Origin of the sequence: Pseudoduganella rhizocola, assembly GCF_045984285.3 — a bacterium.
In the GTDB taxonomy this organism is placed as follows: domain Bacteria; phylum Pseudomonadota; class Gammaproteobacteria; order Burkholderiales; family Burkholderiaceae_D; genus Rugamonas.
The window spans coordinates 1-13207 of the sequence record NZ_JBJQIK030000018.1; the positions used below are offsets into that span (position 1 = coordinate 1).

Annotated in this window: 17 protein-coding genes; 6 read left to right on the forward strand and 11 right to left on the reverse strand. The window is 64.4% G+C overall.

What is annotated here, in order from left to right; translation table 11 throughout:
• Positions 1-131: 131 nt before the first annotated feature.
• The 3 genes from ACJRPG_RS24155 to ACJRPG_RS24165 all read right to left on the reverse strand — a co-directional run bounded on the left by ACJRPG_RS24155 (position 132) and on the right by ACJRPG_RS24165 (position 2097).
• Complete coding sequence (locus ACJRPG_RS24155; RefSeq protein WP_408002662.1) at positions 132-1316, reverse strand: acyl-CoA dehydrogenase; 1185 nt, start codon at positions 1314-1316, stop codon at positions 132-134.
• Positions 1317-1409: 93 nt separating this feature from the next.
• Complete coding sequence (locus tag ACJRPG_RS24160; RefSeq protein ID WP_408002663.1) at positions 1410-1913, reverse strand: flavin reductase family protein; 504 nt, start codon at positions 1911-1913, stop codon at positions 1410-1412.
• A 61-nt stretch (positions 1914-1974) separates the two neighbouring features.
• A complete protein-coding gene (locus tag ACJRPG_RS24165) occupies positions 1975-2097 on the reverse strand; it encodes a hypothetical protein (protein WP_408002664.1) in 123 nt (40 codons plus the stop codon).
• Between the two features lie 107 nt (positions 2098-2204).
• Between ACJRPG_RS24165 and ACJRPG_RS24170 the strand changes: the two genes are divergently transcribed.
• Positions 2205-3134, forward strand: a complete 930-nt coding sequence (locus tag ACJRPG_RS24170; RefSeq protein ID WP_408002665.1) for a LysR substrate-binding domain-containing protein — start codon at positions 2205-2207, stop codon at positions 3132-3134.
• A 49-nt stretch (positions 3135-3183) separates the two neighbouring features.
• A complete protein-coding gene (gene msrA, locus ACJRPG_RS24175; protein WP_408002666.1) occupies positions 3184-3723 on the forward strand; it encodes a peptide-methionine (S)-S-oxide reductase MsrA in 540 nt (179 codons plus the stop codon).
• On the opposite strand, the gene ACJRPG_RS24180 is transcribed toward msrA, so the two are convergent.
• Positions 3724-4926, reverse strand: a complete 1203-nt coding sequence (locus ACJRPG_RS24180; protein ID WP_408002667.1) for a class I SAM-dependent methyltransferase — start codon at positions 4924-4926, stop codon at positions 3724-3726.
• Between the two features lie 126 nt (positions 4927-5052).
• Positions 5053-6243, reverse strand: coding sequence for a pyridoxamine 5'-phosphate oxidase (gene pdxH / locus ACJRPG_RS24185; protein ID WP_408002668.1), 1191 nt, complete (start codon positions 6241-6243; stop codon positions 5053-5055).
• 76 nt (positions 6244-6319) lie between these two features.
• Here pdxH and tcdA point away from each other — a divergent pair, with 76 nt between their 5' ends.
• Positions 6320-7171: a tRNA cyclic N6-threonylcarbamoyladenosine(37) synthase TcdA gene (gene tcdA / locus ACJRPG_RS24190; RefSeq protein WP_408002669.1), complete on the forward strand. Its 852-nt coding sequence runs from the start codon at positions 6320-6322 to the stop codon at positions 7169-7171.
• Here tcdA and thpR read toward each other — a convergent pair.
• Entirely contained in the window at positions 7152-7658 is a 507-nt protein-coding gene (gene thpR / locus ACJRPG_RS24195) for an RNA 2',3'-cyclic phosphodiesterase (protein ID WP_408002670.1), read from the reverse strand. The genes tcdA and thpR overlap by 20 nt on opposite strands.
• Before the next feature lie 33 nt (positions 7659-7691).
• Between thpR and ACJRPG_RS24200 the strand changes: the two genes are divergently transcribed.
• The 3 genes from ACJRPG_RS24200 to cysK are packed head-to-tail and all read left to right on the forward strand — an operon-like array spanning position 7692 to position 9667.
• Entirely contained in the window at positions 7692-8171 is a 480-nt protein-coding gene (locus tag ACJRPG_RS24200) for an FKBP-type peptidyl-prolyl cis-trans isomerase (RefSeq protein WP_408002671.1), read from the forward strand.
• Between the two features lie 10 nt (positions 8172-8181).
• A complete protein-coding gene (locus tag ACJRPG_RS24205; RefSeq protein ID WP_408002672.1) occupies positions 8182-8691 on the forward strand; it encodes an FKBP-type peptidyl-prolyl cis-trans isomerase in 510 nt (169 codons plus the stop codon).
• A 40-nt stretch (positions 8692-8731) separates the two neighbouring features.
• Entirely contained in the window at positions 8732-9667 is a 936-nt protein-coding gene (gene cysK / locus ACJRPG_RS24210; protein WP_408002673.1) for a cysteine synthase A, read from the forward strand.
• Here the strand turns inward: cysK and ACJRPG_RS24215 are convergent.
• The 5 genes from ACJRPG_RS24215 to ACJRPG_RS24235 form a co-directional block, all read right to left on the reverse strand.
• Complete coding sequence (locus ACJRPG_RS24215) at positions 9661-10650, reverse strand: cation diffusion facilitator family transporter (RefSeq protein ID WP_408002674.1); 990 nt, start codon at positions 10648-10650, stop codon at positions 9661-9663. The two genes, cysK and ACJRPG_RS24215, sit on opposite strands and share 7 nt — an antisense overlap.
• Positions 10647-10964, reverse strand: a complete 318-nt coding sequence (locus ACJRPG_RS24220) for an ArsR/SmtB family transcription factor (protein WP_408002675.1) — start codon at positions 10962-10964, stop codon at positions 10647-10649. Before ACJRPG_RS24220 ends, ACJRPG_RS24215 begins: the two co-directional genes overlap by 4 nt.
• 109 nt (positions 10965-11073) lie before the next feature.
• Entirely contained in the window at positions 11074-11574 is a 501-nt protein-coding gene (traM, locus tag ACJRPG_RS24225) for a conjugal transfer transcriptional regulator TraM (RefSeq protein ID WP_408002676.1), read from the reverse strand.
• A gap of 5 nt (positions 11575-11579) precedes the next feature.
• Positions 11580-12308, reverse strand: coding sequence for a P-loop NTPase family protein (locus ACJRPG_RS24230; RefSeq protein WP_408002677.1), 729 nt, complete (start codon positions 12306-12308; stop codon positions 11580-11582).
• A 23-nt stretch (positions 12309-12331) separates the two neighbouring features.
• Positions 12332-13183 (reverse strand): metallophosphoesterase family protein, encoded by an 852-nt coding sequence (locus ACJRPG_RS24235; protein WP_408002678.1) that lies wholly within the window; start codon positions 13181-13183, stop codon positions 12332-12334.
• Between the last annotated feature and the right edge of the window lie 24 nt (positions 13184-13207).

The following is a 13207-nucleotide window of genomic DNA, read 5'->3' on the forward strand; positions in this document are numbered from 1 at the left end:
CATCAAGCTCAAACTAAAAGGGCTGAGTCCTGTGCAATACAGAACCCAGCCCTTGGCCGCTTAGGCAAACTAACCGTCCAACTTTACGGGGTCAGTTCAAGCTGCGGGGTTTTTTTTATGCGGTGTCGTCTTTACTGGAAAGCCTGGATGCCGGTCTGGGCGCGGCCCAGGATCAGGGCGTGGATGTCGTGCGTGCCTTCGTAGGTGTTCACCACTTCCAGGTTCACCATGTGGCGGATGATGCCGAACTCGTCCGAAATGCCGTTACCGCCCAGCATATCGCGCGCGGTGCGGGCGATGTCCAGGGACTTGCCGCAGGAGTTACGCTTCATCATCGAGGTGATTTCCACCGCCGCCGTGCCCGCGTCCTTCATGCGGCCCAGCTGCAGGCAGCCCTGCAGGCCCAGCGTGATTTCGGTCTGCATATCGGCCAGTTTCTTCTGCACCAGCTGGTTCGCGGCGAGCGGACGGCCGAACTGCTTGCGGTCCAGCACATACTGGCGCGCCGTGTGCCAGCAGCTTTCGGCCGCGCCCAGCGCGCCCCAGGCGATGCCATAGCGTGCCGAGTTCAGGCAGGTGAACGGACCCTTCAGGCCGCGTACGTCCGGGAAGGCGTTCTCTTCCGGCACGAACACATTGTCCATCACGATTTCGCCCGTCACCGAAGCGCGCAGGCCGAACTTGCCGTGGATGGCAGGCGCGCTCAGGCCCTGCATGCCTTTTTCCAGAATGAAGCCGCGGATCGCGCCTTCGTCGTCCTTGGCCCACACCACGAACACATCGGCGACCGGCGAATTGGTGATCCACATCTTGGCGCCGGTGAGGGAATAGCCGCCCGCCACTTTTTTGGCGCGGGTGATCATGGAGCCTGGGTCGGAACCGTGGTTCGGCTCGGTCAGGCCGAAGCAGCCGATCCATTCGCCGGTGGCCAGCTTCGGCAGGTATTTCTGGCGCTGTTCTTCGGTGCCGAATTCATGGATTGGCACCATCACCAGCGAGGACTGCACGCTCATCATCGAGCGGTAGCCGGAGTCGATGCGCTCCACTTCGCGCGCGATCAGGCCGTAGGCCACATAATTCAGGCCGGGGCCGCCGTACTGTTCCGGAATGGTCGGGCCCAGCAGGCCCAGCTCGCCCATTTCGCGGAAGATCGAGGTATCCATGCGCTCATGGCGGAAGGCTTCCAGGATGCGCGGCGCCAGCTTGTCCTGGCAATACGCGGCAGCGGCATCGCGCACCATGCGCTCGTCGTCGGTCAGCTGGTCGTTCAGCAGCAGGGGATCGTCCCAGTGGAATGCGGCGCGGGCTTGGCTCATGGTGTTTCGTCTCCGGATGGATTGTGCAATCCTGCCATTCTATGCCGCGCCCCCTGTGCCCGGCTTTCCAAATGGCGACACCAATTTGCTTTTTTAGCGCAGGCTGCCGAATTGCCCGCCGTGGAACACGAGGGGAGGCTGGGGCGAGAATTCGCAGTGCTCCACTTCGCCCACGAAAATCACATGGTCGCCTTCCGGGTAACGGCTGCGGTTATGGCATTCGAACCAGGCGGTGGCGCCTTTCAGCACCGGCTGGCCGGTGCGCGACAGTTCATACTCCACCGTGTCCCAGGGATCGGCGGTGCGGGTGGAAAACAGCTTGGCCAGGTGGGCCTGGTCGGCGCTCAGCACATTGATGACGTAGTGCGAGTTGCCGCTGAAGATGGGCATGCTGTTGGCCCCGCTGCCCAGGCTCCACAGCACCAGCGGCGGGTCCAGCGACACCGAATTGAAGGAGCTGGCAGTCAGGCCGCGGAAACTGCCGTCCGCCAGGCGCGTCGTGATGACGGTAACGCCGGTAGCGAACTGCGAGAGGGCTTGGCGGAAGTGCCGGCTGTCGAAGCCGGGCGCTTCCGCGCGGGGAGAGCTGGTATTCATGGGGGACCTTGTTTTCCCCCATTATGCCAAAGATCGGCGGGCCTAAGCCAAAGAAGACGGGTCAGCCCTTGCGCGCCAGCTGCGCCAGGATGTCGATGACGCGATGCAGCACGGCCGCCGCGAAGTCGGCGTTGATGGCCCGCGTGCTGGTGGGAATCGGTTTTCTGAGGGCGGTGCTGGTCATGGCAGTGCTCCTTGGCTGGTGAAGAATTCCTTGTGCTGACTCCATTGTCATCGTGTATCCTTGCGTTAGCAAACGAGAAATATTGAGGCCGAGAGCAAGGAAAACTTATGCACGACACGACAAACCGGCCACTGCGCTCGCTGTCCGGCCTGCTCGATTTCGACGCCACCGCGCGCTGGGGCAGTTTCAAGCTGGCGGCGCAGGAGCTCAGCAAGACGCCCGCCGCCGTCAGCCTGCAGGTGAAGCAGCTGGAGGAAGCGCTGGGCTTCGCGCTCTTCGTGCGCCATCCGCGCCATATCGAGCTGACGGAGCGGGGCCAGTCGCTGGCCATGGCGGTGGCGCGCATGCTGCGCGAGCTGCGGGTGCAGGTGTCCAGCCTGCAGGACAGCAATGAAGAGCGCGTGCTGCGCGTGACCACCTCGCACTCGCTGGCCTTCAAATGGCTGGCGCCGCGCATTGGCCGCTTCACCAAGCTGTATCCGGAGCTGGACCTGCAGATCGACGCCAGCGACCGCCTGGTCGACGTGGAGGACGGCAGCGTGGACGTGGCGCTGCGCGCCGGTCCCGTCACTGCCGGCGCGCCCGGCGTGGTGTTCGTGGACCGGCCGCTGGTGGCCTACAGCCCCATCCTGCTGGAGCCGGGCCAGCAGGAGCTTGGCCTGGCCGACCTGCAGCGCTTCCCCTTGCTGTTCGACGACAGCCCGGATGCCTGGATCGCCCTCCTGCGCGAAAACGACGCGCTGGACGGGCGCTACGACTTTTCGCGCGGCTTCAGCCACCAGGGCGTGCTGGCGCAGGCCGCGCTGGCGGGGCATGGCATCGCACTGCTCAGCTACCCGGTGGCGCACGACGATATCCGCAGCGGCGCCTTGAAGATGATGCCTTGCCGCCGCAGCCGCAACGGGCGCGGCTACCGCTTCATGTCCGCGCGCAGCAAGGAGTGCCTGCCCAAAGTAATGCGTTTCCGCGACTGGATTACGGCCGAAATGCAGGACATGCAGCTCGCGCTTGAGGCCACACACTCTGGCACCATATAGGGATGGGAAAAAGTGCTACAGTAGGCACCATCCATTGACAGGAGGCAGTATGACGACGAATGCGGCTACCGAAGTCGCCGTACTGGGCGGCGGATGCTTCTGGTGCACCGAGGCGGTGTACCTGGAAGTGAAGGGCGTGACGAAGGTGGAATCCGGCTATACGGGCGGGGCCCGGCCGGACCCGACTTACGAGCAGGTGTGCTCAGGCACCACGGGCCATGCGGAAGTGGTGCGGCTGGAGTTCGATCCCGCGCTCATCAGCTACCGCGACATCCTGGAAATCTTCTTCACCATCCACGATCCCACCACGCTGAACCGGCAGGGCAACGACGTGGGCACGCAGTACCGTTCGGTGATCTATTACCAGTCGCCGGAACAGGAAGCCACGGCGCGCCAGGTCATCGCCGAGATGGCCCATGTGTGGGATGCGCCGATCGTGACGGAAGTGTCCCCGGCCCAGGCCTACTACAAGGCCGAGGACTATCACCAGAACTACTTCGCCCAGCATCCGCTGCAGGGCTACTGCGCCTTTGTGGTGGAGCCGAAAGTGGCCAAGTTCCGCAAGACGCAGACCAAATTCCTGAAGTAGTCAGCGGTAGATGTAATTGCGCGACCAGGGCAGGGCGCGCGGATGGCGGCCGGCCTTGCCGCATACGATCTGGTACAGGCTGATCCAGTCCTGGTCGAAGGCATAGCTGCAGCCGGCCAGGTAGACGTGCCAGATGCGGAAGCGCTTCTCGCCTGCCAGCTCCTTCACCTTGTCCGCCTGCGCCTCGAAATTGTCGGTCCAGATCGCGCAGGTCTTCGCATAGTGCCGCCGCAGGTTCTCCACGTCGAAGGCTTCGAGGTTGCCCTGCTGCATGGCTTTCAGCACCTGGCCGATATGCGCCAGCTCGCCATGCGGGAACACATATTTTTCGATGAACTCGCCGCCGCCGTAAGGCGTTTCCCCGTTGTCCGGATCGGTGGAGGTGATGCCGTGGTTCATGCACACGCCGTCTTCCGCCAGCAGGCGGTTGATGATGCCGAAGTAGTCGGCCAGGTGGCGCAGGCCCACGTGCTCGAACATGCCCACGCTGGTGATGCGGTCGAAGGTGCCGCGCACGTCGCGGTAGTCCTGCAGGCGGATCTCGATGCGGTCTTCCAGCCCGGCCGCCTTCACGCGTTCGGTCGCCAGCGCAAACTGGTTCTCGGACAGCGTGATGCCTACGCACTTCGCGCCGAACTTCTGCGCCGCGCGGATCACCAGCGCGCCCCAGCCGCAGCCGATGTCGAGCAGGGTCTGGCCCGGCTGCAGGCGGATCTTGGTCAGGATATGGTCGATCTTCTTGAGCTGGGCCGTTTCCAGGTCTTCGTCGCCGTTCTCGAAGTAGGCGCAGGAATACACCATGTTCGGGTCCAGGAACTGCCGGTAGAACTCGTTGGATACGTCGTAGTGATAGCGGATGGCTTCCGCATCCTTCTTGCGGTCGTGGCGGAAGGTGCGCGCGATGCGCGCCAGCTTACCGTCCGTCTTCAGCGTGGAGCGGGCCAGGGCGTTGACCACATTGATCATGTCGCGCGCCGCGCCGCGCACCTCGATCGCGCCTTCCACATAGGCCGTGCCCAGGTTGGACAGCGAAGGCGTGAGCAGGTAGCGCGCGGCCGAGGCCTGCGGCAGGCGGATCGTGACGCGCGGCGCTTCATTCGAGAAGTCGAACTTCTGGCCGTTCCACAATTCCACCCGCAAGGGCAGTTTCATCTGGCTGGTGACGCCTGCCATCCAGGCGCTGAGTCGGTTTTGTACGAACAAGATAGCCTCCGGTAAGTACTGCGAAAAAACGACTGCGCTGCATGGCAACGTCGCCCTCGCGAAAGCGGGGGCCCAGGTGTGAGTTCGCGGCGGAACTCCTGGGTCCCCGCCTGCGCGGGGATGACGTTACGGCTGGATGCGTTCCTTGCGCCAGCTGCCGTCCGCTTGCAGCGTATACACGATCCGGTCATGGAAGCGCGACTGGCGCCCCTGCCAGAACTCCACCCGTTCCGGCGCCAGGCGGTAGCCGCCCCAGTGCGCCGGACGTTGCGGCTTGCCGCCGCTGGCCGCTTCCACGGCCGCATAGTTCGCTTCCATTTCGTCGCGGCTGGCGATGGGCTGGCTCTGGCGCGAGGCAATCGCGGCCAGCTGGCTTTTCACCGGACGGCTGTAGTAGTACTTGTCGCTGTCCTCGGACGATGTCCGCTCCACGCGTCCTTCGATGCGGACCTGCCGCTCCAGCTCCGGCCAGAAAAACAGCAGGGCTGCGTAAGGGTTCTGCGCGAGCTGTTGGCCTTTCTGGCTCTCGTAATTGGTGTACCAGGTGAAGCCGCGTTCATCGTACTGCTTGATCAGCACGATGCGGGAGCTGGGGCGGCCCGCGCTGTTGGCGGTGGCCACGCTCATCGCGTTCGGTTCATTCACCTGCGCCTTCATGGCTTCGCTGAACCACTTGGCAAATTGTGCGACCGGGTCGGCCAGCGTGTCCTCTTCCGACAGGCTGGCGCGGCCGTAATCCAGGCGCAGGTCGGCCAGCGCGATGCCGCCTGCCTGCGCTGCCGCGGGGCCGATATTGCGCCGCCGCTGCATGGCCTCACCCAGCAGCTGCATCTGGGTAGGGCTGAAGATCCGCTTTGCCATCGGGGCGATATGACCCTCTTCGCGCTCCATATGGCTCGTATAAGCCGCCACGAAGCGCGCCACGTCGTCGGGAGACAGGGCCGCGCCGGAGCCGTTGGCAATCTTGTCCAGTTGTGAATTAAGTATATGCCAATCTTGCTCCATTTGCTCGTGCTGGGCCAGGATCTCCGGCTTCATGGTGCGCAGCAGCTCGGCATCGATGCCCTCGGCGGTCGCTTCCAGCATGGGCAGCAGGTCCTGCTCCTCGTCCTGGTGGTGCAGCTGGGCCGCCTGGTTGAAATACTTCTGCACCGCCTGTGCGGCCTGCTGGGCGGCCGCGTCGGCGCCGTGGCTGGGCAGGTGGGTGAGCAGGTTCTGCAGGGTGGCGAGCTGCTTGCGGATCTTGTCGTGGCAGTGCTTCAGCACGGCGATCGGCTGGTCGAAGGGAGGCGCGGAATCGGGCAGGAGAGAGGTCATGGCGGTCAATATTGATGGCTTGCTAAGTAAACCATTGTAGATGAAAGCTTCAGGCGGCGTCCGGTAGAATGGCGGGATGACTGAACACGATATCGATTTCGAGCGCCGCTTCGGCGGCATTGCACGGCTGTACGGCGACGCGGCGCTGGCACGCTTCCGCAGCGCCCATATCTGCGTGATCGGCGTCGGCGGCGTGGGGTCCTGGATTGTGGAGGCGCTGGCGCGCAGCGCCATCGGCCGCCTCACGCTGATTGACCTGGACAATGTGGCCGAATCGAATATCAACCGCCAGATCCAGGCGCTCAGCAGCACCGTCGGCATGGCCAAGATCACGGCGCTGGCCGAGCGCATCGCGCAGATCAATCCCTATTGCGAAGTGACCCAGGTCGAAGACTTCATCACGCCGGATAACCTGGACGAGATGATCGGCGCCCACGATTACGACTACGTGGTCGACGCCATCGACAGCGCCAAATCGAAGACGGCGCTGGTGCATTACTGCCGCAGCAAAGGCATTCCGCTGATCGTGATCGGCAGCGCGGGCGGCCAGACCGACCCCACGCGCATCGAAGTGCGCGACCTGGCCAGGACGGAGCAGGAGCCGCTGCTGAAGAAGGTGCGCCGCCGCCTGCGCAGCCAGTACAACTATCCGCCGAACTCGAAGAACAAGCTGAATGTGGACGCCGTGTTCTCCATGGAGCCGCTGAAGTTTCCCGAAACGGGCGAGGTGTGCTCGGTGGACGGCGACGACCGCGGCGCCGCGCCGCAGCAGGGCGTCACCGGCATCAACTGCGCGGGCTTCGGCTCGGCCATGGTGGTCACGGCCACCTTCGGCATGGTGGCCGCGGGCCACCTGCTGCGCAAGCTGGCGGCCGAAGCGGCGCCGGCTGAAGAAGAGGCCGGGCAGCTCAGCGCTGCAGCGCAATAGGGCGGTATTCGCCGTCCGGCATCGACTCCACCAGCGCCACTTCGCGCACATGCCATAGCACCGCCTCGAACCGCGCCGGCGGCGGTGCGGTCTTCGCTTCGCGCGCCAGCGTGATGTGGGGGCGGAAGGCATCGTGCGCGGCAGCCGCGATGCCTGCCTGTTGAAGGCGCAGCATCAGCTCCGCGTGCAGCGTGGCGAGTTCCGGCGGCGGCTGCGTCATGCCGGCCCAGGCGATGCGCGGGCGCGTGAAATAGCCGTAGCAGTCGATCTCCAGACGCATCGGCGCCAGCGGCAGCGCATGCAGGATATCCAGCAGCTGCGGCAGGCGTTCGGCGGGCTGCTGGCCGAGGAAGGCCAGTGTGAGATGCAGCTTGCCGCGCGGCGTGAGGCGGCCGCGCACGTCATCCTGCAGCCGGGCCAGCGCGTTACGTTCGGCATCACCCGGCCATAAGGCAAAAAATAGTTTGTGTCCGTGATTTGTTATCATGGCGCCGCCTCGGAAAACCAAGAAAGAGACATCATGACCCGAATTCCCGTTTTGCTCGCATTTGTTTGCCTCGCCGGCGCCGCCCAGGCGCAGACTCCCGCCGCCGCTCCGGCACCGGCTCCTGCAGCGGCTCCCGTCGTCGTGGGCTCCGCAGCGCCCGGCCCCGTGGCCGACAAGCTGATTGTCACCGATACGCAGGAAGGCAAGGGCACCTCTGTCATCGCGGGTAATACCGTGCGCGTCAACTATACCGGCTGGCTGTATCGCCCCCTCGCGCGCAATATGCGCGGCCTGCAGTTCGACTCCTCGATTCCGCGCGGCGAACCGCTGGAATTCACCATCGGCCGCGGCCAGGTCATCAAGGGCTGGGACCAGGGCGTGGTGGGCATGAAGGTGGGCGGCAAGCGCACCCTGATCATCCCGTCCGACCTCGCCTATGGCAAGAGCGGCCAGGGCAATATTCCGCCGAACTCCGCGCTGCTCTTCGAAGTGGAGCTGGTCGAAATCAAATAAGGAAGACACGATGAAACGATTGTCCGTACTGGGCGCGCTGCTGATCGCGGCGTTTGCCTGCCAGGCGCAGACACAAACCGCGCCTGAAACCCCGCAGCCTCCCGTGCAGCCGGCGGCAGCCGAAGCGCCCGCCGTCCCGCAAGAGCCGGAAGCCGTGCCGGAGCCGGAAGGCGCCAAACTGGTGATCAAGGACACCCGCGTCGGCAAGGGCCGCGAAGCTGCCAGCGGCGATATGGTGCGCGTGCACTATACCGGGTGGCTGTACAACTTCAACGCCAGGGATGGGAAGGGCCGCAAGTTCGACTCCTCGCGCGACCGCGGCCAGCCGCTGGAACTTCCGATCGGCGTGGGCAAGGTGATCAAGGGCTGGGACCAGGGCATCGTGGGCATGAAGGTAGGCGGCCGGCGCACGCTGGTGATTCCGCCGGAGCTGGGCTACGGTGCGCGCACCATGGGCAATGGCATCATCCCTGCCAACTCAACGCTCATGTTCGACGTGGAGCTGGTCGGTATCAAATAGGCGTACACTGGTCTCCCACACACCGTGCGGAGACCACGCCATGAATATTGCAAACGACGTCACCGGACTGGTCGGCAATACGCCGCTGGTCCGCATCAACCGGCTGCTGGCAGGCGCGAAGGCGCAAGTGCTGGCCAAGCTTGAGTTCTACAATCCGGCCCATAGCGTGAAAGACCGCATCGGGCTGTCCATGATCGAAGCCGCCGAACAGGCGGGGCTGATCCGCAGCGACACCATCATCATTGAACCCACCAGCGGCAATACCGGCATTGCGCTGGCCATGGTGTGCGCGGCGCGCGGCTACCAGTGCACGCTGGTGATGCCCGAAACGATGAGCCGCGAGCGGCGCATGCTGCTGCGCGCCTACGGTGCCGAATTGATCCTCACGCCGGGCAGCGAAGGCATGGTGGGCGCCATCCGCAAGGCGGAGGAAATGGTGGAATCCGATAAGCGCTACCTGATGCTCCAGCAGTTCAACAATCCCGCCAACCCCGAAGTGCACCGCCGCACCACGGCCGAAGAAATCTGGCGCGATACGGACGGGCAGGTGGACATCCTGGTAGCCGGCATCGGCACCGGCGGCACCATTACCGGCGTGGGCGAAGTGATCAAGGCGCGCAAGCCGGGCTTCCGCTGCGTGGCAGTGGAGCCGGATGCTTCACCCGTGCTGTCGGGCGGCGCCAAGGGGCCGCACCCGATCCAGGGCATTGGCGCGGGTTTCGTGCCGCAGGTGCTGAATACGCAGATCTATGACGAAATCGTCCGCGTGAAGAACGACGACGCCTTCGACTATGCGCGCCGCGCGGCGCGCGAGGAAGGGCTGCTGGTGGGGATCTCGTCCGGCGCTGCACTGTGGGCGGCGGGCCAGGTGGCGCAGCGGCCCGAAAACGAAGGGAAGATCATCGTGGTGATCATTCCCTCCTTCGGCGAACGCTATCTGTCTACGCCGCTGTTCGCGGGGCTGGCCGATCAGTGAGCGTGACCGTGATGATGACCGTGGCCGTGATGGCCGTGGTCATCATGCTCGTGGGGCTGCTGGTGCAGGCAGCAGGCATGTTCGGTAGTGCCCTGTTCCGTTTGCAGCGTGGTGTGGTGGATGGAGAACTTCTCCTTCAGCTGCCGCGTGATCTCGTCGAGCGCTGCATCGCCGGGATAACCTGAAGGCATGACAAGGTGGGCGGTGAGCGCGGTCTCGGTCGTGCTCATTGACCAGATATGCAGGTCATGCACCTCGGTCACGCCGCTGCAGCGGCGCAGGAAGTCCTCCACTTCCTGCGGGTTCACGTTCTGCGGCACGGCGGCCATCACCATGCGCAGGGATTCCTTCAGCAGCGACCAGGTGCCGGCCATGATCAGCAGCACGATCGCGATACTCACCACAGGGTCCAGCCAGCTCCAGCTCGTGAACATGACGATGACGCCCGACACCAGCACGCCCAGCGAGATCGCCGCATCGGCCGCCAGGTGCAGGTAAGCGCCGCGGATATTGATATCGTCCTTGCTGCCGGCCATGAACAGCCAGGCCGAGAAGCCGTTCACCGCGATGCCGATGGCGGCCACGATGGACACGGTCGACCCCTGCACCGGCGTGGGCTGCAGCAGCTGCTGCACGGCTTCCCAGGCGATGGCGCCGCAGGCCAGCATCAGCAGCATGGCGTTGAACAGGGCGGCCAGCATCGAGCTGCCGCGCAGGCCGTAGGTATAGCGTCCCGACGGCTCGCGCTTGCCGAGCACGGCGGCGCCCCAGGCCAGCATCAGGCCCAGCACATCGGACAGGTTATGCCCGGCATCGGCCATCAGCGCGGTCGAATTCGCAATGAAGCCATAGCCGAACTCCACGGCCACGAAGACGGTGTTCAGGGCGATGGCGATGGCGAAGGCGCGGCCATGGCTGGCCGGGGCGTGATGATGGTGGTGGCCATGATCGTGGCCGTGGTGATGGTGGTGATGGCCGCTCATGGCTCGGTTCCGGTAGAAGGTTCAGCGATATGTTCGAGCATATCGCGCAGCACGCCGCTGATATGCGCATCGGCGGCGGAATAGAATACCTGCTTGCCCTGGCGTTCGGACTTCACGATACGGGCAGCGCGCAGCAGGCGCAGATGGTGGCTGACGAGCGAAGGGCTCAGCTCCAGCGACGCGGCAATCTCGCTCACGGCAATCGGCGCCGGCACGCAGGCCAGCACGATGCGCAGGCGGGTCGGGTCGCCCAGCAGGTGAAACAGGTCCGCCAGTTGCGCCACCGACGCGTCGTTGTCAGGATAAATGCTCATCTCATCAACATATGAATAGGTATTCATATGTTACCAGAAATATTTCCCGAAAATTGGGGACAGACCCGGATTTCTAAAATCAGGGTCTGTCCCCAATTTTTGCGCAACTTTAGGGTTTGGCGAGCTCGGCCTGGAGGGCGGCGCGGGTTTTGGGGTCGAGGCGGGGCAGCACTTTGTTCAGCTTCTCGCCGGTGGCGATGGCGGCGATCTGCTCGCTGGTCAGCGCCGTGGTCTGCACCACGGGCGCCGGCGCCGGTTTGCTGAACAGGGCCTGGGCGCCAACCACGATCAGCGCGGCCAGCACCGACAGGCCGGCCGATACGGCCAGCAGCCGCAGTTCGCGCGGCGTGAACAGGGGATGCTGGGTGGCGATGGGGCGCACGCCTGCCGGCGCGGCCTGGTGCGGCGCAGGCGCCGGCGTAACGCCGCCGGCGGCGCGCGCCAGCTGCGTCAGCTCCTGCGATGCCGCATCGATCTGCGCGATGTGGCGTTCCACCGCTTCCGCCAGCACCGCTTCGTTCAGCGCCACCAGCGCGAATATGGGGTCGTCGACGTCCACCTTGACGCCGGTTTTTTCGAACACGAGGCTGCGCAGCTTCTGCTGGTCCATGGCGCTTACCAGTCCACACGGTCAAGCTGCTCGTACAGGTCCTTGAAGATGACCTTGATGCGCTGCTTTTCCATGACGTTGAATTTGTCGCTGCCTTTCACTTCGTCTAGCGTGAGGCGGCCCGTGTTCATCTTCTTCAGGTCGGCGCCGAAGGTGTCCGCATTGCGCTGTTCGAGCACCACGCGGCCTTTCACGCGGCTGGAATTCTCGGCATAGGTCTGCGATTCGAGGAAGGATTTGCCGGATGCCGACTGCAGCAGGCCGAAATGCTCGTTCTCCCACAGCACCAGCGGCACATTGGTGGACTTGGCGGTGGACACGAAGCCCATCGCCGTATCGTGCAGCGTGTCGCCGCCGCCCACGATGGTGTGGATGTAGACCTTGCGGCCCGATTCTTCCAGCAGCGAGAAGCAGTCGTTCTCGATCAGGTAGGCCACCAGCGGCGAGAAGGTGTTGGCGCCGTTGTCGATCACGCAGTTGCCGTCTTCTTCCAGGATGTCGATCATCAGCGCATCGAAGCGCTTGGGATCGATGGTGCGCGACTCGGTCATCACCGGCACATGTTTCACGTTCAGCGATTTGTAGCGCGAGAAGGTGGGGTTCTCCTGGTCGGTGTCGTAGCAGCGCAACGGTGTTTCGTCTTTCGACTTGAGCCATTGCGCGAGGATGGTGGATACCAGCGTCTTGCCGATGCCGCCTTTACCTTGCAGGATGAAGTGAACCGTGTTTTGCATCTGAAACTCCCGAATCGCTTTTGTCATTGACAGGAGGCCGAGCCGCGATCGCCCGCTTCCTGTTCGGGGAACTCCGGCGATACCGCGTTCGCGGCCGCCAGGAATTCCCAGTCATACCCGTCTTTCCTCAGCACCAGCCGCAGCACGCCGTTGTGCGTGTTGTTGCGCGCCTCGCTGTTAGGCTGCACCAGGCGAAAAGGCGTGAGGAAGGCCCCGCCGGAACCGACCACGAACTGCCGCAGGCCCTGCGCATCGCGCAGGCCGTCGGCGTCCATCGGCGCAAAACGCTCGTAGCCGTGATCGTGCCCGGACAGCACCAGTTCCGCCCTCGCCTGCCGCAGCAGCCGCCAGGCCTCGCGCATATGCGGGTTTGCCGAGTGTCCGCCGGAACTATACAGCGGCGCGTGCCAATAGGCGAGTGTGCAGCGGGCGGGATGCCGCGCGAGGTCGTCTTTTAGCCACAGGAGCTGGCGCTGGTGTTCTTCGCCCTTCATATGGCTATTGAGGGAGACAATATGCCAGCCGCCCGCATCGAAGCTGTAGTAGCCGCGCCCGCGCGGGCCCGCAGCTGCGCCGAAATAGCCATAGTAGCCGTCCGCGCTGCCGCCATAGTATTCATGATTGCCGGGCGCGGGCCGGGTGATGGCCTTGAAGCGCCCCCAGGTGGGATGGTAGCAGTCCGAGAATTCTGCGGCCAGGCCCTTGGGATAGGTGGTGTCGCCCAGCGTCAGCACCAGCTGCGCATCGGGACCAATCAGCGCCGCAGTCGCTGCCGCGCCGCTATAGGCGGGACGGCTGAAGCGGCAGTCGGCGATGTCGCCTGCCGCATAGGCCACCAGCGGTGCGGCAAAAGCGCTGCAGGCCGGCGCCAGCAAGGCGGCGCAGGCGCCCAGCCAGTA

What these genes read in the sequence shown, in the direction of transcription:
- ACJRPG_RS24155 (WP_408002662.1), bottom strand. Translation starts at nt 1,316, where the DNA reads ATGAGCCAAGCCCGCGCCGCATTCCACTGGGACGATCCCCTGCTGCTG.
- ACJRPG_RS24160 (WP_408002663.1), bottom strand. Translation starts at nt 1,913, where the DNA reads ATGAATACCAGCTCTCCCCGCGCGGAAGCGCCCGGCTTCGACAGCCGG.
- ACJRPG_RS24165 (WP_408002664.1), bottom strand. Translation starts at nt 2,097, where the DNA reads ATGACCAGCACCGCCCTCAGAAAACCGATTCCCACCAGCACGCGGGCC.
- ACJRPG_RS24170 (WP_408002665.1), top strand. Translation starts at nt 2,205, where the DNA reads ATGCACGACACGACAAACCGGCCACTGCGCTCGCTGTCCGGCCTGCTC.
- msrA (WP_408002666.1), top strand. Translation starts at nt 3,184, where the DNA reads ATGACGACGAATGCGGCTACCGAAGTCGCCGTACTGGGCGGCGGATGC.
- pdxH (WP_408002668.1), bottom strand. Translation starts at nt 6,243, where the DNA reads ATGACCTCTCTCCTGCCCGATTCCGCGCCTCCCTTCGACCAGCCGATC.
- tcdA (WP_408002669.1), top strand. Translation starts at nt 6,320, where the DNA reads ATGACTGAACACGATATCGATTTCGAGCGCCGCTTCGGCGGCATTGCA.
- thpR (WP_408002670.1), bottom strand. Translation starts at nt 7,658, where the DNA reads ATGATAACAAATCACGGACACAAACTATTTTTTGCCTTATGGCCGGGT.
- ACJRPG_RS24200 (WP_408002671.1), top strand. Translation starts at nt 7,692, where the DNA reads ATGACCCGAATTCCCGTTTTGCTCGCATTTGTTTGCCTCGCCGGCGCC.
- ACJRPG_RS24205 (WP_408002672.1), top strand. Translation starts at nt 8,182, where the DNA reads ATGAAACGATTGTCCGTACTGGGCGCGCTGCTGATCGCGGCGTTTGCC.
- cysK (WP_408002673.1), top strand. Translation starts at nt 8,732, where the DNA reads ATGAATATTGCAAACGACGTCACCGGACTGGTCGGCAATACGCCGCTG.
- ACJRPG_RS24215 (WP_408002674.1), bottom strand. Translation starts at nt 10,650, where the DNA reads ATGAGCGGCCATCACCACCATCACCACGGCCACGATCATGGCCACCAC.
- ACJRPG_RS24220 (WP_408002675.1), bottom strand. Translation starts at nt 10,964, where the DNA reads ATGAGCATTTATCCTGACAACGACGCGTCGGTGGCGCAACTGGCGGAC.
- traM (WP_408002676.1), bottom strand. Translation starts at nt 11,574, where the DNA reads ATGGACCAGCAGAAGCTGCGCAGCCTCGTGTTCGAAAAAACCGGCGTC.
- ACJRPG_RS24230 (WP_408002677.1), bottom strand. Translation starts at nt 12,308, where the DNA reads ATGCAAAACACGGTTCACTTCATCCTGCAAGGTAAAGGCGGCATCGGC.